This is a genomic window from Actinoalloteichus hoggarensis (assembly GCF_002234535.1).
Classification (GTDB): domain Bacteria; phylum Actinomycetota; class Actinomycetes; order Mycobacteriales; family Pseudonocardiaceae; genus Actinoalloteichus_A; species Actinoalloteichus_A hoggarensis.
The window spans coordinates 1,608,060-1,626,015 of record NZ_CP022521.1; the positions used below are offsets into that span (position 1 = coordinate 1,608,060).

18 protein-coding genes are annotated in these 17,956 nt (G+C 71.9%); 14 read left to right on the forward strand and 4 right to left on the reverse strand.

Translation table 11 applies throughout. The features are described 5' to 3' along the window. Positions 1-27: 27 nt before the first annotated feature. Both AHOG_RS07205 and AHOG_RS07210 read right to left on the reverse strand, forming a co-directional pair. The gene (locus AHOG_RS07205; RefSeq protein ID WP_093940651.1) at positions 28-1,170 is read right to left on the reverse strand and encodes a DUF1648 domain-containing protein; all 1,143 of its coding nucleotides are present in this window, start codon (positions 1,168-1,170) and stop codon (positions 28-30) included. Beyond that, positions 1,167-1,571, reverse strand: a complete 405-nt coding sequence (locus tag AHOG_RS07210) for a GntR family transcriptional regulator (RefSeq protein ID WP_093940652.1) — start codon at positions 1,569-1,571, stop codon at positions 1,167-1,169. Before AHOG_RS07210 ends, AHOG_RS07205 begins: the two co-directional genes overlap by 4 nt. A 111-nt stretch (positions 1,572-1,682) precedes the next feature. Here AHOG_RS07210 and AHOG_RS07215 point away from each other — a divergent pair, with 111 nt between their 5' ends. The 12 genes from AHOG_RS07215 (at position 1,683) to AHOG_RS07270 (ending at position 13,480) form a co-directional block, all read left to right on the forward strand. Then, positions 1,683-2,657, forward strand: coding sequence for an ABC transporter ATP-binding protein (locus tag AHOG_RS07215; RefSeq protein ID WP_093940653.1), 975 nt, complete (start codon positions 1,683-1,685; stop codon positions 2,655-2,657). Beyond that, positions 2,654-3,445: an ABC transporter permease gene (locus AHOG_RS07220; protein WP_093940654.1), complete on the forward strand. Its 792-nt coding sequence runs from the start codon at positions 2,654-2,656 to the stop codon at positions 3,443-3,445. Before AHOG_RS07215 ends, AHOG_RS07220 begins: the two co-directional genes overlap by 4 nt. A 159-nt stretch (positions 3,446-3,604) precedes the next feature. Then, a complete protein-coding gene (locus AHOG_RS07225) occupies positions 3,605-4,819 on the forward strand; it encodes an NAD(P)/FAD-dependent oxidoreductase (RefSeq protein WP_169725825.1) in 1,215 nt (404 codons plus the stop codon). A gap of 896 nt (positions 4,820-5,715) precedes the next feature. Further along, entirely contained in the window at positions 5,716-6,633 is a 918-nt protein-coding gene (locus AHOG_RS07230) for an alpha/beta fold hydrolase (RefSeq protein ID WP_093940655.1), read from the forward strand. 445 nt (positions 6,634-7,078) lie between these two features. Next, the gene (locus tag AHOG_RS07235; protein WP_093940656.1) at positions 7,079-7,945 is read left to right on the forward strand and encodes an AfsR/SARP family transcriptional regulator; all 867 of its coding nucleotides are present in this window, start codon (positions 7,079-7,081) and stop codon (positions 7,943-7,945) included. 86 nt (positions 7,946-8,031) lie between these two features. Beyond that, the gene (locus tag AHOG_RS07240) at positions 8,032-8,172 is read left to right on the forward strand and encodes a lasso RiPP family leader peptide-containing protein (protein WP_157736697.1); all 141 of its coding nucleotides are present in this window, start codon (positions 8,032-8,034) and stop codon (positions 8,170-8,172) included. Between the two features lie 365 nt (positions 8,173-8,537). Further along, entirely contained in the window at positions 8,538-10,361 is a 1,824-nt protein-coding gene (locus AHOG_RS07245; protein WP_093940658.1) for an asparagine synthase-related protein, read from the forward strand. After that, positions 10,358-10,615: a lasso peptide biosynthesis PqqD family chaperone gene (locus AHOG_RS07250; RefSeq protein ID WP_093940659.1), complete on the forward strand. Its 258-nt coding sequence runs from the start codon at positions 10,358-10,360 to the stop codon at positions 10,613-10,615. Before AHOG_RS07245 ends, AHOG_RS07250 begins: the two co-directional genes overlap by 4 nt. Beyond that, the gene (locus AHOG_RS07255) at positions 10,612-11,025 is read left to right on the forward strand and encodes a lasso peptide biosynthesis B2 protein (RefSeq protein ID WP_093940660.1); all 414 of its coding nucleotides are present in this window, start codon (positions 10,612-10,614) and stop codon (positions 11,023-11,025) included. The genes AHOG_RS07250 and AHOG_RS07255 overlap by 4 nt, the downstream gene beginning before the upstream one ends. A gap of 52 nt (positions 11,026-11,077) precedes the next feature. Further along, entirely contained in the window at positions 11,078-11,620 is a 543-nt protein-coding gene (locus AHOG_RS07260) for a MauE/DoxX family redox-associated membrane protein (protein WP_093940661.1), read from the forward strand. Next, positions 11,617-12,570 carry an ABC transporter ATP-binding protein gene (locus AHOG_RS07265; protein WP_211290550.1) on the forward strand — a complete coding sequence of 318 codons (954 nt, stop codon included), beginning with the start codon at positions 11,617-11,619 and terminating at the stop codon, positions 12,568-12,570. Before AHOG_RS07260 ends, AHOG_RS07265 begins: the two co-directional genes overlap by 4 nt. A gap of 145 nt (positions 12,571-12,715) precedes the next feature. Next, positions 12,716-13,480: an ABC transporter permease gene (locus tag AHOG_RS07270; protein ID WP_245856612.1), complete on the forward strand. Its 765-nt coding sequence runs from the start codon at positions 12,716-12,718 to the stop codon at positions 13,478-13,480. A 509-nt stretch (positions 13,481-13,989) separates the two neighbouring features. On the opposite strand, the gene AHOG_RS07275 is transcribed toward AHOG_RS07270, so the two are convergent. Further along, positions 13,990-15,006 (reverse strand): LLM class flavin-dependent oxidoreductase, encoded by a 1,017-nt coding sequence (locus AHOG_RS07275; RefSeq protein WP_093940662.1) that lies wholly within the window; start codon positions 15,004-15,006, stop codon positions 13,990-13,992. Between the two features lie 556 nt (positions 15,007-15,562). On the opposite strand from AHOG_RS07275, the gene AHOG_RS07280 reads away from it, so the two are divergent. Then, on the forward strand, positions 15,563-16,324 hold the full coding sequence (locus AHOG_RS07280) for an AfsR/SARP family transcriptional regulator (protein WP_093940663.1): 762 nt from the start codon (positions 15,563-15,565) through the stop codon (positions 16,322-16,324). Positions 16,325-16,373: 49 nt separating this feature from the next. Here AHOG_RS07280 and AHOG_RS07285 read toward each other — a convergent pair whose 3' ends face one another. Beyond that, complete coding sequence (locus AHOG_RS07285; RefSeq protein WP_093940664.1) at positions 16,374-17,165, reverse strand: hypothetical protein; 792 nt, start codon at positions 17,163-17,165, stop codon at positions 16,374-16,376. Positions 17,166-17,487: 322 nt separating this feature from the next. On the opposite strand from AHOG_RS07285, the gene AHOG_RS07290 reads away from it, so the two are divergent. Continuing rightward, entirely contained in the window at positions 17,488-17,955 is a 468-nt protein-coding gene (locus AHOG_RS07290) for an SRPBCC family protein (RefSeq protein ID WP_093944247.1), read from the forward strand. Position 17,956: the final 1 nt, after the last annotated feature.

Below are 17,956 nucleotides of genomic sequence, written 5' to 3' on the forward strand. Positions count from 1 at the left end.
GGGACGTCGGAGGTACGGAGACACGGCTCAACCCCGAACCGGCAGGGTGATCACGCCTGCGGCGCTCAGCCAACCGAGCGTCCCGGCGACCACCACGATCAGGGCCAGGATCGTCCAGGCGCCCGGATGGCCGAGGTTGAGCGTCCAGTAGACGCCGACCCTTCGGTGCACGAGCAACGCCGGATCGCGCCGGTTCACATAGACCATGCCGCCGAGGAACCAGTGCCGGTCGTCATCGCGTTGGACGAGCCCGGAGTCCGCCGAGGCGTCGGGGTCCGCTTCGCCGCTCGCGCTACCGGGCAGCCTGCCGCCCAGTTCGCCGACTCGGATCATGAACAGCACCCACGCGCCGACGGCGAGGATCACCGAGGCGGCGATGAGCACGATCGCGGGTGCGCCCGGGGACAGCAGCTCCCAGACGACGCACGCTGCGACCAGCAGCGCGAGATTCAGGCACGTCACCGTGAACAGCAGCAGCCTGCTCACACCGCTGAGATACACCCGGAACCGTCGTGCGGAGTCGGCGGGCCGTTCGGCGTCGAGTTCAGGCCGTGCCCGCAGGATCAGCAGGGTCAGCGACGCCGTCACCAGGGTGGCGCCCGCCTGGGTCAGCACAGGCAGGAACGCGCTCCACGTCGAGGTGGGTGTCCGGTGTGCCGGGTCCGCGCCGAGCGTGCCCATTTCCAGCAGGGTCGGTGGCAGCGCGGGATAACGCCAGACGCCGAGCGCGGCGGTGCCGGCCACGAGCAGCAGCGCGGGGATCAGCCAGCGAAGGGGAAACGGAACCGGATCGGTGCGCAGGGTGGTGTCGGTCGTGACGGCCTGCCGCAGGCCCTCGTACCACCCGGCGCCTCGTTTGATCCCTCGGACGCCGCGTGAGGCGAGCAGGTAGAGGACGAGATCGGCGATTCCCAGGGCGGCGAGTGCCCATCCCGGCACGGTCGCCCCTGCCGGGATGGCGAGCAGGAGGACGAGCATGGCCAGTCCGCCCGCCAGCAGGACCCGGCGTTGGAAGCGACGACGCACCGCGAGGAGCGCCGGATCGGTGGACCGTGCCGAGGGCACGCGGATGCCGAAGGGCAGCGTCGGTCTGGCCAGGGCGGGCATCGACCAGAAGACCCCGGTGATGAGCAGGACGTGCAGCGACGTCAGCAGGGTGTGCGCGGTCATGGTGTGGGGTTCTCCCGTCGGTTGTCGAAGGCCGCGAGCACTTCGGCCGACCGGGCGAGCACGTCGTCGTCGGTCAGGCCGTGGACCACTCCCTCGGCGAGCAGGGTCCGCAGGCGTCGCTGCCACTCCTCGGTGATCGAGGCCTCCGGCGGGCCCGAGCGGCCGTCACGCCGCACGACGGCACCGCTCTTGCGGTTGACACGGATGACCCCCTCCTTGCGGAGCAGGTCGTAGGCCTTGTTCACCGTGTGGAAATTGATCAGCAGGTCGGCGGCCAGCTGCCGAGTGGAGGGCAGCGAGTCGCCTTCGACGAGGTCGCCCACGGCCACGGCCTCCACGACTCGATCCCGGATCTGCTGATAGATCGGCACCTCGCTGTCGAGGTCGATGGTGAGCTGCACCCCGTCATGCTATCTGTTATACATAATCTACAACAGATGCCGCTAAGGCGGTCGGGCGGATGTCGCCCGGCTCCGGTCCGCCGCCCGGCGTCCTCGAGAGCAGGAGACCTCATGACACGTTCCCCGGCGGGCGTCTCGCCGCCCTCTCCCGGCACAGGACGGCCTCGCGACGACGGCTCGATCGAGGTCACCGGCCTGACCAAGCGTTTCGGTCCCGTCACCGCCGTGGCCGACCTCGGCTTCCGCGTCGACGCGGGCATGGTGACCGGCTTCCTCGGTCCCAACGGGGCGGGCAAGACCACGACGATGCGCATGATGCTCGGGCTCGTGCGTCCCGACGCCGGTCACGCGCTCATCGGCGGGCGGCGGTACGAGGAACTACCGCGGCCGACGTCGACGGTGGGCGCCGTTCTGGACTCCTCGGGACTGCACCCGACCCGGACGGGCCGCGATCATCTACGCCTCTACTGCGCCATGGGCGGCCACTCACGTGCCCGCGTGTCCGAGGTGCTGGACCTGCTCCAACTGACCGCCGTGGCCGATCGGCCCGCCCGCGGCTACTCCACCGGGATGCGGCAACGCCTCAACCTCGCCGTCGCGCTCCTCGGCGATCCGCGCGTCCTCCTGCTCGACGAACCGGGCAACGGGCTCGACCCCGCCGGCGCCGCCTGGTTACGCGGGCTGCTCCGGGGACTGGCCGACGAGGGCCGCACCGTCCTGGTCTCCAGCCACGTCCTCGCCGAGGTCGCGGCGCTGGCCGACCGCGTCGTGGTCGTCAAGGCGGGCAGGCTCGTGGCCGACGCGCCGACCGCCGAGCTCACCTCGGCCGCCGACACCCTGGTCGTGCGCACCCCCGACGCCGACGACCTCGCCCGTGTCCTCGGTGCCCAGTCCGGCGAGCGCGGCTCCCCGATCAGCGTGCGACCCGTCGGATCGGACCGGTTGCACATCGACGGACTCGACGCGGCGGCGCTCGCCGACCTCGTCGCCGCGCACGGGCTGCGCGTCCACGAGCTGACCAGCAGGCAGGAGGGCCTCGAAGAGGTGTTCCTCCGACTGACCTCCGACAAGGAGTCGAGCCGATGATCGGCCTGTTGCACGCGGAGTTCCATCGAATCACCTCCACCCGGCTCTGGATCTGGGCCGTCCTCGCCGCCCTGGCCTGCGGCGGCCTGACCGGACTGATCGCCGTCATCGGCCCGCAGAACGCCACCCCGCCCCTGCCGGGGCTCGACACCGCCGAGGGCGCGCGGGTCCTACTCGGCCTCGCCGGGCTCACCACCTTCGTTCCCGCTCTCTTCGGCACCACCGCCATGGGATCGGAGCACCGACACCGGACGATCACGACGACATTCCTCTTCGCGCCTCGGCGCTGGAGGGTGCTCGTCGCGAAGATCGTCGTCCACGCCGTGGCGGGGCTGTGCTACGGAGCACTCGTCGCCGCCACGGCGGTGGGCGGCCTTGCCGCGGGAGCGGCGTTGCACGGCGTCGAACCGGGCCTGTCGTCGGCGGAACTGGTCGGGTCCGGGCTGCGGATCGTCGTGGCGATGGCGGTCTTCGCCGTGCTGGGTGTCGCCGTCGGCGCGCTGGTCGACAACCAGATCGTCGCCCTCGCGGTCGTGGGAATCTGGTTCTACGCGGTGGAGAACCTGCTGCTGTTCGTTCCCGGTGCCGGCGTGGCCTACCCCTACCTGCCCGGCGGGGCGACGTCGTCGCTGCTCGGCTTCACCCTGCTCGCCGAGCAGGCCGCGGACATCGCAGGCACGGGGATACGCATGCTCTCCGCGCCCGCCGCCGCACTGCTGCTGCTCGGCTACCTCCTGATCGCCACCGCGGCGGCGATCGCTCGGCCGCTACGCCGCGACGTCGTCTGACCTGGTGCGACGTCGTCTGAGCTGGTGCGACGCCGTCTGAGCTGACGTGACGCCGTCTGGCCCGACGTGAGGCCGTCCGATCCGGCCTGACGGCCGCCGAGTCGCGATGAACACGCGAAGACGATCACGTGCGCCGTGGCTCGCGGCTACCGTCGAGGCATGACTGAGAACGGGGCCGCCCCACGCCGGATCGTGGTCGTCGGTTCGTCCGTGGCGGGGCTGACCGTCGTCGACGCGGTGCGCAGGCACGGGTACGACGGCGCGGTGACGCTGATCGGCGACGAGGTACACCTGCCCTATGACCGCCCGCCGCTGTCCAAGCAGATCCTGGCGGGTTCCTGGGAACCGGAACGCCTTCGGCTGCGACAGCAGACGGATCTCGACGAACTCGACGTCGATCTCCGCCTCGGCGTCGCCGCGACCGGGCTCGACCCGGCCGCCCGACGGGTCGCCCTGTCCGACGGCGGCGAGGCGGACTACGACCGGCTGGTCATCGCCACGGGCGTGACGCCGCGGCGGCTGCCCGCGACGGAGGGCGTCCGGGGCGTGCACACGCTGCGCACTCTCGACGACGCGGTGGCGCTGCGGACCGCGCTGCGGCCCGACACCCGGCTGGTCGTCGTCGGAGCGGGATTCCTCGGTACCGAGATCGCGGCAGCGGCCCGCGGACACGGCGCACAGGTGTGCCTGCTGGAGCCCGCGCCGACGCCGCTGGCCGCCGTCGTCGGCACCGAGATCGGCGGCTTCGTCGCGCGGCTGCACCGCGACCAGGGCGTCGACCTGCGCACCGGGCCGACCGCCGCGGTGCGTGCCCTCCGCGTCGAGAACGGCGCGGTGACCGGCGTCCACACCGCCGACGGCGAGGTGCTGCCCGCCGACGTCGTCGCCGTGGCGATCGGCTCGCGGCCGTCGGTCGACTGGCTGACGGCCAGTGGTCTGCACTGTGCGGACGGTGTGCACTGCGACGCGACCTGCGCCGCGGCTCCGGGCGTGTTCGCGGCGGGCGACGTGGCCCGCTGGTTCAACCCGCGCTACGGCGTCGAGATGCGCGTCGAACATCGCACCAACGCCGCCGAGCAGGCCCGCCACGTCGCGGGCGCGCTGGTCGAGTCCGACCCGCTGCCCTTCAGCCCGGTGCCCTACTTCTGGTCCGACCAGTACGACGTGAAGATCCAGTCCCACGGGTTCCTGCACGGCCACGACGAGGTGCGCATCGTCTCCGGCTCTCCCGCCGACCGCCGGTTCATCGCGCTCTACCGCCGGGGCGGTCGACTCGCGGGCGTGCTGGGCGTCGGGGACTTTCGAGGGCTGCGCCGTTGGCGGTCCGTGTTGGACGCCGACCCCGAGTGGAACGACGCGCTGTCCGCCGAGTGAACCGTGCCGCGCCGACGTTCCAGGGGCCCGCGGATCGGCGGGGGCCCGCGTACGGGAACCGTCGACCGCCTCGGAGGGTCCGGCGATCGGGCCTGAAGTGTTCGCCGACCATGCCGGTCGGTGCCGTGCGGGCCCGTCCCGGCGCGCCAGGCGGAGTGCCGCACCGTGCAAGGCGCGGATCGCGGCAGCGGCGGGGACGAACCCTCGGCGATCCGACCACTTCGGACCGCGGCGTTCGGCGGCGCGGCGACCGCCCGAGCCTCCGCGCGGACCGTCCTTCTCCGCTCAGTCTCGGCCGCCGCGCCGCCGCCGGTCGATCCTCCGCACGTCGGCGTCGGCAGGCGATGTCCGCCGCGCGTTGCCCGGCGCCGCGACACGATCCGCGTGCCTCGACAGGACGGGCCTGCGACGGCGATCGGAAAGAGCCGGCTCCGGCCTGTGCGATGACGAGTGGACCGACAGCGGTGCACACGACGCTTCCACCGGTCTGGGTAGACTGCCCGACATGGTCCCCGCACACGTATTCTGTCGGCTCCGCGCCGCCTGAGAGATCGTCTCCGGCGAGTCGCCGCGCCCTCGGGCGCGGCCGGACCCCGAGCCGGTCTCCCGCCGGTCGTCGACACGACACCTGACACGACCGCCCCGCTCGTCCTGAGTGGTGTCGTCGTGCGCTGACGGCTCGTCCACACCCGCTGATGCGCATCGTGCCCGCGGGCCGTGTGAGCCGTCCGACTCATGGTGCCCGTGGACGTCGGACGACCGCCGAGCACGGGCGGGCCCGAGCTCCCGCCCGGCGCCGCATCCGTAGCGCAGCATCCCGCACACCCCTTACCGACACGGACGTGTCGGTGACCCGGGGTGCGCTCGACGCACCCCGAGGAAGACAGGACCGACCTATGACTCCCCACACCGAGCCCGCTACCGAACCCGCCGCGACGCCGTCCGGCCCCGTCCCGCCGATCCACGGCGCCCCGACCTTCGTGCTGGTGCACGGCTCGGGGTCCAACTCCTTCATGTGGGCTCCGATCCAGCGCGAACTGGCGCTGCTCGGCCACCGCAGCCACGCGGTCGACCTGCCGGGCCACGGCTTCGACGCGCAGTACTCGCCCGCCTACCAGGCACCACAGGATCTCGACGCCTGGGCGGTCGAGCCGTCGACACTGGCCGGGGTGACCCTCGCCGACAACGTGGCGGAGGTCCTCGAGGTCGTCAGGACGGTCGAACGGCACGGCCCGGTGGTGCTCGTCGGCGCCAGCCTCGGCGGGCTGACGATCAGCGGAGTCGCCGACCGCGCCCCCGAGTTGGTCCGCAGGCTCGTCTACATCTCCGCCTGGAGCTGTGTGCGGCGGGCGAATCCGATCGAGTACATGGCGGAACCGGAGTTCGCCGACAACCTGTTGGCGCCGCTGGCCGCGCTCAACGTCGGCGACCCCGGCGTGCTCGGAGTCGGCCGCGCGAACTACCGCAGCGCGGACCCCGAGCTGCTGGCGGCGCTCAAGGCGGCCGTGCTGGCGGAGGAGGACGAGGCGCGCTTCCTCGCCTTCCTCAACATCCTCCAGCCCGACGAGTCGCTGGCGGTGATGACGGCGGACGCCACCGTCGACGCCGCGACCTGGGGCACCGTTCCCCGCAGCTACCTGCGGCTGACCGGTGACCGATCGCTGCCGATCGCGATGCAGGACCGCCTGATCGCGGAGGCCGACGCCCTCACCCCGGACAATCCCTACGACGTGCACACGATGGACGCCTCGCACGTCGGGTTCGTCTATCGGGCGCGGGAGGTGGCGGCGCTGCTGGCCGGTCTCTCGCTCTGACCGGCACCCCCGGTCGCCCGTCCGCCTCCGGGTGGGCGGGCGACCCCGTTCCCGCGTCGAACACGCCGGAATCGCCGGGATCGTGGTGTGTCCCCGGTGCACACGGCCTTCCGATCGGCGGCGTGAACGGTCATTCCGTGCATCATGCTTCCGCCTACTGTGGTGAATCATTCACCCGTTCGGCAGGTGATGTGGTGATACCCTGTCTTCGCATTGCCGATCTTGATCTTTAGTATCCGTGGTCTGATCCGCGAGTCGAGAAGGTGAACTGCCGTTAACGCAGCCGGAACGCTTCAATTGGTGAATCTTCACCGAATATGACCGGGTGATCGGGGTGAAGCGCCGTCGCCTCCCGGTGTGTGACCGCGGCTGTCGACGGTGAGTGCGCGGGCCGCGTCAAGTATCCGGAATCCGATGTGGACTGAGAATTCGTGATCGGGGGATCATGTATTTTCAACTGTTAGGCGAGACGCGGTTCTGGCGGGGCGGTCAGGAGATCAGAATCGGTCCGCAGCAGCGTCGACTGCTGCTCGCCGTGCTTCTCCTCAACGCCAACGAGTCGGTGCACCGCGAGCGGCTGTTCGAACTGCTGTGGGGCGATCCGCTGCCGCGATCGGCCACCGGTTCGCTCCAGGCGCACGTGTCGCGGCTGCGGTCGGCGTTGGGGCTGGGGCTGGGGCGGGGAAGCGCCGCCTCCTGTGAGGTGGCCCTGCGAACCGTGGGCGCCGGATACCAGATCACGGTGCCGAGCGAGGACGTCGACGTCCATCGCTTCGAAGCCCTGGTGTGTCGTGCCCGCTCCGCGGGGGCGGCGACGGCGCTCGCGTTGTACGGCCAGGCACTCGACCTCTGGTGCGGACCGCCGTTGTCGGACATCACCAACGACCGGGCTCGGCTGGAACTCTGCCTGCCGTTGGAGGAGCGCAGGCTCGACGTGCTCACCGACCAGATCGACCTCAGGATCGCGCTCGGTGCCTGGACAGGACTGATCGCCGAGCTGACCGCGCTGGCGTCCCGATATCCGAGCAGGCCGAGATACGCCGCGCAGCTCATGATCCTGCTGCATCGCTGCGGGCGTACCGCGGACGCGCTGGAGGCCTTTCGTCGGGCTCGGGAATCAATGGATCGGGAGTTCGGTCTCGATCCTCCCGCGCGGCTCCGCTGGTTGGAGACGGCGATTCTGCGTAACGATTCCCTGGTGCAGGACGACCGATTCGTGGTCGACGGTCGCTATTGGCTGGCCGCCGTCGACCGGGACGGACATCGGCCCCGGCAAGGCGCGGACAAGGACTTCGCAAGTCGGCGCGCTTAGATTGTCGACGGCCCTGAAGCGACATGGTGCGGCACCGGATCTCTTCGGGGTCTACGGGTTACCGATCCTGCCTGAAGGAGAAGCTCATGAACGATGAGTCGAGGGTGGAGGCACTCGGTTCGTACGAGCCGCCTGCGTTGGAGGAGGTCGGCGTCTTCGACAAGGTGACGTTGGGACGTCCGTCCTGGGGCTTCGAAGCCGACTGGTCGTGCGTGATGGTCTGCTGATCACGTCGGGACGACGCGGACCACGGTTGAGCGCGGTCGTGTCGACGGGCCCCGGCGCGTCGACACGGTCCCGGCCCGACGCGGTCCCCGAGCCGCTCCGTCCCCCGGGTCGGGGCGGCGCGGAGTCGGCGGGCCCTCTCCGACGGTCGGTGCGGGTCTCACGATCGAACTACCTCGCACGGCGCAGGCGACTTTCGCCGCCCGAGAGCGAGCTGAGGGAGGGGCCGCCGCATCTCGTCGGTGGCGAGCCGAGCACCCCCGCCAGAGGGTCTTCATCGAGCCCGCCGGGCCGCGGGCCGGTGGTGCGGACACAGCACGGTGGCCACCAGGGAAGGTGGTCCACGGATCGGAACGGGGCGAACGACATGGACTTCCTGATCTTCCCCGACTGCCCCGCAGGGGCCGCCGTCGCCGAGACGGTCGCCGTCGGACCGGACGTCCGAGTGATCCCGCATCCCGGCGGCCGTCCCTGGATCGTCGGTACGTGGTCGGACCACGAGGTCTGCCATGCCTCGGTCGGGACCCGAGGCGTCGCGTTCCTCGGCGTCTGCTCGATGACGACGCGGGACCTCACCGCGCGGCTGGACCGAGCCGACGGCGTCGACCTCGATCGGCTCCGACGTGCGGCGGCGGGCAGCTTCCATCTGATCGCCTCGATCGACGGGCGCGTCCTGGCCCAGGGCACGCTCTCCTCGGTCCGCCAGATCTTCCACACCAGGATCGGCGGGGTCGTCGTGGCCGCCGACCGGCCGCAGAGCCTGGCCTCGGCGACCGGAGCGGACATCGTGGACGAACTGCTCGCCCTCCAACTCGTGTCGCCCTTCGCGCCATGGCCGTTGAGCGATCACTGCCTCTGGCGCGGCGTGGAGGCGTTGGGAGTCGGGTGCCGCCTCGACGTGGACGGTCAGGGCGTCGGTCGCGTCGTGCGCTGGTGGAACCCGCCGCCACCGGACGTCGCGCTCCCCGAGAGCGCCGAGCGCGTCGGCGCCGCCCTGCACGACGCCGTGGCCGCACGCACGGGGCCGCGGCGGTCGCTCAGCGCCGACCTCTCCGGCGGGATGGACTCGACCAGCGTCTCCTTCCTCGCCGCCGGACAGTTCGTCCGACTGGTGACGACCCGTTGGGAGGCGGCGAACCCGGACGACGAGGACCAGACGTGGGCGGCGCAGGCCGCCGCCTTCCTGCCCCGCGCCGAGCACGTCGTGCTCACGCGGGCCGAGACTCCGATGAACTTCGCCGGGCTCACCACCCCCGACGCCGACGTCGAGGCCCCGTTCGCCTGGATTCGCACCAGGAGCAGGCTCGCACACCAGGCTCGCAGGCTCGCCGCCCTCGGCTCGACCATGCACCTGACCGGCCACGGCGGTGACGAGCTGTTCTTCCCCAGCCCGCCGCACCTGCACGCGCTGGTGCGCAGCGAGCCGCTGACCTCGATCGGCTACCTCCGTGGCTATCGGTCGATGTACCGCTGGACCGTGTGGTCGATGATGACCGGCCTCGCCCGCGACCCGAGCTTCGGTCGGTGGCTGTCGTCCTCCGCCGACCGGCTCACCGCGACGGTCCGCGAGCTGCGGCGCGCTCCGGACTTCGGCTGGGCAGGCCCGTTCCTCGCCCCGCGGTGGATCAGCCCGACGGGCGTGGAGGCCGTGCGCACGCTGCTGCGGAGGGCCGCGGCGGAGGACCCCGAGCCGATGTGCCCGCTGCGACCCCAGCACGCGACGATGCAGGACGTCAGAAAGTGCGGCGAGTCCGTGCGACGGGTCGATCGCCTGACCTCCCGATCCGGAGTGAGCTGGCAGGCGCCGTTCCTCGACGATCACGTCGTCGAGGCCTCACTCGCCGTCCGCCTCGCCGACTCCGCCACCCCGTACCGATACAAGCCCGTGCTCGCGGCCGCGATGCGCGACGTCGTGCCCGCCGAACTGCTCGGCCGGGGCACGAAATCCGAGTACAGCGCCGACGTCTACGCCGGGCTGCGCGCGTGCAGGCGCGATCTCGTCGAACTGTGCGACGACATGGTCCTCGCCCGGCGCGGACTGCTCGACGTCGACAAGTTCCGCGCGACCCTGCTCGGCATGCACACCTCGTCGGCGGGTCTCAGTCTCGTCGTCGCGACGCTCGCCTGCGAGACGTGGCTGCGATCGCTGTCCGCCGCGCGGACCACGACCCTGACCGGAGGAGCCCGATGACCTTCGCCCTCAGCCCCGACGTCTCCATCACCGACGTCGGCGACGGCATGGTGCTGCTGGACGAGCGAGGCGGTCGATACTTCCAGCTCAACGAGACCGGGGCGCTCGTGCTGCGGCGTGTCCTGGCGGGCGTCGCGGTCGACGCGGTGGTCGCCGAACTCCGCGACCGGCACCCCGACGCGGCGGGTCGCGTGGCCGACGACGTCAGCGGGATCATCGACTCGCTGTGCGCGGCGGAGGTGGTCGTCCGATGACCATGCCCGTGATGCTCGAGCCGTCGGTGCCCGTGCCCTGGCACCGCAGGCTGCTCGCCCGGATCGCCGTCGCGGCGGCGGCACCGCTCTGTTCGCTCTCGCCGCGCAGGCTCCGAGCGGTGCTGGAGGTGCTGCGGCGCGGCGCCCGCCCGGCCACCGCCGAACAGGCCGTGGCGGCGCGCGCCGCCGTGGTGTCGGTCAGCGTGCGCTGCGCGGGGCAGGGCTGTCTGCAACGGTCCATCGCCGTGGTGCTGTCGACCAGGCTCACCGGCCGGTGGGCCGACTGGTGCACGGGGGTGTGCGTCGAGCCGTTCCGTGCCCATGCGTGGGTGGAGGTGGACGGCGAGCCGATCGGCGAGCGCAACGACATCAAGGCCTACCGAACGGTGCTGGCCGTCCGCCTGCGGTGAGTCGGCACGGGCCCGTTCGTCGAACGACGACGGGAGAGGGAGGACGGGTGTCATGGCCGACTATGTGCTGATCGCGGACCGGTGTCTGATCGCGGTGATCTTCGGGGTCGCCTTCGTCACCAAGGTGCGCGGGGCTGCGGCGTTCCGGCGGTTCGCGGACACGGTGCGGACTCTGACGAGGTTTCGGCGGCCCGCGGCGACGGGCATCGCGGCGCTGGTCGTGGCGGGTGAGGCGATCACGACGATCCTGGTGGTGCTGCCCGGCACCGTCCGGCTCGGCTTCGCGGCGGCCGCCGGGCTGCTCGCCGTGTTCATCGCCGTGGTGTTCCGGGCGGTCCAGGTCGGCGTGCTTGCGGAGTGCCGCTGTTTCGGCCGCGGATCGGTGATGAGCAGCGCGATGGTCCTGCGGAACCTGTTGCTCATGGCCGCCGCGGTCACCGGCGTGGCGACGGCGCCCGGCGCCCCGGTGCCCGATGTCGGTCTGCTCCTCGTCGCCGGGGCGATCGGGGTGGCGCTCGCCGTGTTCTTCATTCGCTATTACGACGCGCTGGTACGACTGCTGCTCGGGCGGCTGTCGCCGCAGGTCGACACGTGACCGCGTCCGAGACGGTGATCGAGACCGTCGACCTCGGCAGGCGCTTCGGCACGGTGACCGCCTTGACCGGGGTGAACCTCGCGGTGCGGCGCGGATCGGTCCTCGGTCTCCTGGGACACAACGGGGCGGGCAAGACGACGCTGGTCAACATCCTCGGCACGCTGGTCCGCCCCACCTCCGGCCGAGCCCGGATAGCCGGACTCGACGTGGTCGACCAGGCCGCCCAGGTCCGCAGCCGAATCGGCCTCACCGGCCAGTTCGCCGCCCTGGACGAGAGGATCTCCGGCCTCGACAACCTCGTCGTGATCGGACGCCTGCTGGGTGCGGGCAGGCGAGCGGCTCGACGCCGGGCCGACGAACTGCTGGAGCTCTTCGACCTCACGGCGGTCGCGACCAGGCAGGCCCGCGCCTACTCGGGCGGGATGCGGCGCCGACTCGACCTCGCCCTCGGCCTCGTCGGTCGTCCCGAGGTCATCGTGCTCGACGAGCCGACCACCGGGATGGACCCGACGAGCAGGCTGAGCCTCTGGCAGACCGTCGCCGAGATGGCGCGCGACGGCAGCACGGTGCTGCTCACCACCCAGTACCTCGACGAGGCCGACCGGCTCGCCGACGTGATCACCGTCCTGGCGGGCGGGCGCGTCGTCGCGACGGGCACACCCGACGAGTTGAAGGCCAGGGTCGGCCGCCGCGCCGTCACGGTGCGGCTGCTCGAGGAGGACACGGCCAGGGCACTCGACGCGCTGCGCGCCGCCGGGCTGCACCCGGTGCGCGGCGAAGGCGCGGGCGCCGGACTCACCGTCGCGGTCGAGGCCGCCCGCGAGATCACGGCGGTGGTGCGGGCCCTGGACACGGCGGGCATCGAGGCCCAGGAGCTCGGACTCACCGAGCCGGGACTCGACGAGGTCTACCTCTTCGTCATGAACAACGGTGCCGCGCATGCGGGCTGACTCGATCGGAGGTGGTCCGGCGATGCCCGTCGACTCGCCAGACACGGCAGGCGCGCCGAGCGTCGGTCACCCGCCGCGGCCGTCGGGCCCCGCGGGCAGCGATGCTCGGCCGCGGCACGCCCGCCCGACCCTGCACGGGGCGCCGGTGCGCGATCAGATCCTGATCCTGGCAGGCCGGTCGCTGCGGGCGATACTGCGCGATCCTCGGCTGCTCCTGGCCAACCTGCTCACGCCGCTGCTGATGCTGGTGGTGTTCAGCCAGATCTTCGGCAGCGTGGCGCAGACGCCGAGCTTCCCGCCCGACACCGACTACGTCGCCTTCCTGGTGCCCGCGATCTTGATCAACGCGACGCTGCAGGCCGCGATCAGCAGCGCGTTCGGCCTCGCCGACGACCTGACCTCCGGCATCGTCGCCCGGTTCCGCTCGCTGCCCGTCTGGCCGGGGTCCATCCTGCTGGGGCGAAGCCTGGCCGACCTGGTGCGCACGGCCGTGCAACTGCTGTTGATCCTCGTCCTGGCCGCCGCCCTGCTCGGCTTCCGACCGCCGGGCGGGATGTCCGGCGCCCTCGCGGCCTGGGCCCTGGCCCTGGCCGTGGGCACCGGCCTCGGCTGGATCTTCATCGCGGTCGCCTGTCGGGTGCGCGACGTCCAGGTCATGCAGACGGTGACCACGCTGCTGACCTTCCCCCTGATGTTCTGCTCGAACGCCTTCATCCCGACCGAGGGCCTGCCGGGCTGGCTGCGCGGCGTCGCCGAGGTCAACCCGATGTCCTACGGCATCGACGCGGCACGGGCCCTGGTCCTCGACCAGCCCGCGGCCGGCGGCGTGCTCGCCGCCGTCGTCACGAGCCTCGTGGTGGGCGTCGTCGCGGGCGTGTTCGCCGTGCGGGGCTTCCGCCGTCCGTCGTGACCCGCCGTGCGTGCGGCTCGCGTGCGGCCGGCCCGGGTGCCGCCCGGCGAGGTCGGGTGCGGGCCGGGAGCACGTCGCGGCGTGGCCGGGACCGCGCCGGGGCTGGCGATCACCGGGGCCGACCGAGGCCGGGCCCGCTGCTCGGCGGGGTACGGAGCTGACCGGCGCGGACCGGTGCGAATCGAGCCTGCTCCGCGGACAGTCGTCGCCTGGACGCTGCGTTACGGTGATCGACGTGCGTCCGACCGGACCCGCCCGGGCGCATCACGAATCGATAACGCGTCTCTGAGACTCCAGGTAGCGAAGGTGATCCCCGCGCAAGCGGGGGTGAGCCGCAGCCCGGTGGCATGGAACCCGGCACCGAGTTGTGATCCCCGCGCAAGCGGGGGTGAGCCCAGCCGGCGGGCTGCGTCGGCCGTGATCGGCGTGTGATCCCCGCGCGAGCGGGTGAGCCGCGAATGGCGGCCGGATCGGTGCGGCGGATCGAGACCGCACCGGCTCGCCAGGCCTCAGGCGACGACGGCGGCGCGGCCGAGGGAGAACGCCTCGGCCAGCAGGGCATAGGACCGGAGCCGTTCCGCGGCCCCCGACACCTGAGTGGTGATCATCAGCTCGTCGGCGTCCGACAGGGCGAGCAGCTCCTCGATCCCCGCGCGGACGGTCGCAGGCGAGCCGACGAAGCGGCCCGCGCTCTGCGCCGCGACCAGGGCCGCCTCCTCGGCCGTGTACGGATGGTCGGCCGCCTCCTGCGGGGAGGGCAACGGTCGGTCGCGGTCGCCCTGGCGCAGTCGGACGTAGAGCAGCGACGCGGGCGCGGCAAGCCTGCGGGCCGCCTCGTCCGTCTCGGCGCACACCGCTCCCACCGAGATCACGGTGTGCGGCGCGGGCAGCCGGTCCGTCGGACGGAACGTCGAGCGGTAGACGTCGAGTGAGGCGCGGGCGGCCCGTGGATTGATGTGGTGGGCGTAGGCGAACGGCAGTCCGAGCATGCCCGCCAGCGCGGCGCTGCGCGGACTGACGCCGAGCAGCCACGGCGCAGGACTGCTGCCGAGGGCGGGCACGGCCGACACCGACGACTCGTCGTCGCCCCGGTGACCGAAGTAGCGGAGCAGCTCACCCAGCTGTGCTGGGAAGTCCTCCGTCGCGGGCCGTCGTAGCGCACTCGCGACCGCCGGGTCGGCGGCGGGCGCCCGGCCGATGCCCAGATCGATCCGACCGGGATGCAGCGCCGCCAGGGTCCCGAACTGCTCCGCCACCACCAGCGGTGGGTGATTGGGCAGCATCACCCCGCCGGACCCGACGCGCAGCGTGGTCGTCACCCCGGCCGCGGCCGCGATCAGCACCGCGGGCGAGCAGCTGGCGACGCTCGCGACATCGTGGTGTTCGGCGAACCAGTACCGGTGATAGCCGAGTGCCTCCGCCTCGCGGGCCAGCCGGACGCTGTCGCGCAGTGCCTGGGCGGGGGTCGAGTCCGATCCGACGGGGGCCAGGTCGAGCACGGAGACCGATACGGGCGCCGGTGTCATGACTGTCCCTTCCCAAGGCGATCGCGGGCACGACCGGGGTCGTCCTCGGGACGTTAGGCCGCGTCCCCTGCCCGCCTCTTGTCCCGCGCTTGCCTCGGACGGCGGCGCCCCCGATCCGCGGTGTCGTCCGGGAGTCGGTGCACGCGGCCACGCCACTCCTGCCGTGGCGGCACCCGACGCCCTGGCCGGCACTTCCGGCGTGGCGTGTGCTCGGAATGCCAAGCGCGAGGCAAGGGACGCACAACCTCGACGACCTATCGTCGTGCGGCGTGTCGCGGCGTGGTCGGCCGGACATCGTCCGATGAGGAAGGGCTCGTCATGATCGCGGATTCGTGCGGGACGGGGACGCGGGCCGGTCGCGAGCGGCCGACGAGAGACCGGGCGGCGGCCGGGTGGGCACCGCTGATCGGCCGCGTCCGCTCCCGACGGTCGGGATCTCCTCGCCGTGCGTGCGACCGCCCGCGACACGGCCTCGTCGGTCGTCCGGATAGGCGGCGGACGCGCGGCGACCGCCGCCCGGCGTCGTCGGCACGCCCGCACGCGCAGGCGACCGCCGATGAGTGAGGATCGACCGGGACCGCGATTCCAGGTCCTCGGCCCGTTGACCGTGTCCACGGCCGACGGCAGGGCGGTGGCCCTCGGCGGCGAGAAGCCGCGCACCATGCTGGCCGCGCTGCTGCTGGCCGACGGCCGGATCATGAGCGACGAGTCTTTGATCGACCTGCTCTGGAGCGGACGTCCGCCTGCGACGGTCCGGGCCCAGCTGCACACCTACGCCTCCCGGCTGCGCAGGGCACTGGCCCCTGACGCCCTGCTGACCCGCTGCGGCGCCGGGTATCGGCTCGACATCGGCGATCGGCCCTCCGACGCCGAGGACTTCGCCAGGCTCAGCGGCCTCGGGCACCGTGCGCTGGCCGAGGGCCGTCCCGCCTCGGCGGTGGAACTGCTGCACGCCGCCCTCGCCCTCTGGTACGGCCCGGCACTGACCGACGTGTCCGAGGCCCTGCGAGATCTCGAGACGCCCCGGCTGGAGGAGATGCGACTGGCCGCGGTGGAGGATCGGATCGAGGCCCGGCTGGCGCTCGGCGAACACGCGCAGGTGGTGCCGGAACTGGTCGAGCTGGTCGCCCGCCGGCCGCTGCGGGAACGGCTGCGTGCCCAGCTGATGACCGCACTGCAACGCAGCAACCGCCGGGCCGACGCCCTCGGCGTGTACGGCCAGGGCAGACTGATCCTGGACCGGGAGCTGGGCATCACACCGGGCCCGGCGCTGCGCGACGCCTACCGCCGAGCGATCCAGGGCCCGGCCACGGGTTAGCCGTGTCCGCGCCGCACGCGGGGACCGGACACGGCGGCCCCGTGCCGCGCTAGACCGTGGTGGAGTCGTGTTCCGCCGGGTAGGGCCACTCCCGGAACGCGAGGTCGGTCTGCACGCTGGTCCGAGGCAGCCAGATCCCGCGCAGCCTGCGCACCGTCTCATCAGGCAGCGGCGGATTGATCTCCCGCGCCCGCGGCTTGGCGATCGACTGGAGCGCCCAGGCGAGGCCGATCAGCCGGTCCAGTTCGGCCCACCGCGCACGGTCCACGTCCAAGACCATCATCGCGCGCAGGAACGCATGCCACAGGTGGTAGCTCAGGGTCGGATCGCCCTCCATCATGTGCACCTCGAGGCCGAGTTCGGCACGCCGTGGATCGAAGAGCAGACCCTGCCCGAAGAAGGAGAAGGCATCGACCAACCGTGGGGATCGCGGCCGGTAGAAGGCGTCGACGACGCCGAGCTGGACGCGGGAGAGGACTCGCAACGGGGCTCGGATCGGGGCGGCGAACTCGGCGAACTCGGCCGAGTAACCCGGCGACGCGCTGAGTTCGAGCCACGTGTCGTAGACCAGTGTGACGAAGCCGTCGCCGAACACGGCGTGCATGTCGAGGAACGCCTGCTCGACTTCGGGAATCCGGTGATACAGCGTGATGTCGTCGAACTGGAACCACATCTCGTTCGCCCGGCGGTCGCCGCTCATACCGGGAACCGGCGGCAGTTCCCGCTCGAGGCCGAGCTCGGCCGACTCGGCGGACCGGGCGGTCATCCCGGTGAGGACGCCCGAAGCCGCCGCGGCGAGGGACATCGTCAGCAGTCGTCGTCGGTCGAGGTGTCGAGACATCGTCGACGTTCCTTTCTCGCTGCGCCCGATCGCGGGCACCGACGATAGGAGTGACGGCTGTATTCGCCCTATCAGCTTTCGATGCCCGGCTTTCGATGCCCGAGTGCGGCGGATCTCGGCCGGCCGAGTGCCCGTCGGCGCGGCCGGCTCCGGCGCCGCCCTCGGACGACCGGACCACGCCCGCGAGTCCTCGGCGAGCAGCCGGGGGTTTCCGGTCAAGCCGCCGCGCGTGCCGAACATGTCCGCCACTCGTTTCATCCGCCGGGGGACCCGGGTACAAGGGCCAGGAAGGCAGAACAACGATCCGACGGAGGAGGCAGCCTTGACCACCATCACCGAGACGATCGACGTCGACGTCGACGTGTCCGCCGCCTACGACCAGTGGACCCAGTTCGAGTCCTTCCCGTACTTCATGGAAGGCGTGCAGGACATCCGCCAGGTCGATGACACGCACACCCACTGGCGGGTCGGATTCGGCGGTGCCAGCCGCGAGTTCGACGCCACGATCACCGAGCAGCACCCGGACGAGCGGGTGGCGTGGCGATCCGACAACGGACCCACCCACGCGGGCGTCGTGACCTTCCATCGGCTCGACGACACGACGACGCGGATCACCGCGCAGATGGACATCGATCCGGAGGGCTTCGTCGAGAAGGTCGGCGACCGCTTCGGCATCGTCGAGAACCGAGTCAAGGGCGACATGTCACGGTTCAAGCAGTTCATCGAGGGTCGAGGCGGTCAGCCGACCGGTGCGTGGCGGGGTGACGTGAATCCCTCGCCTGGTCATTGAC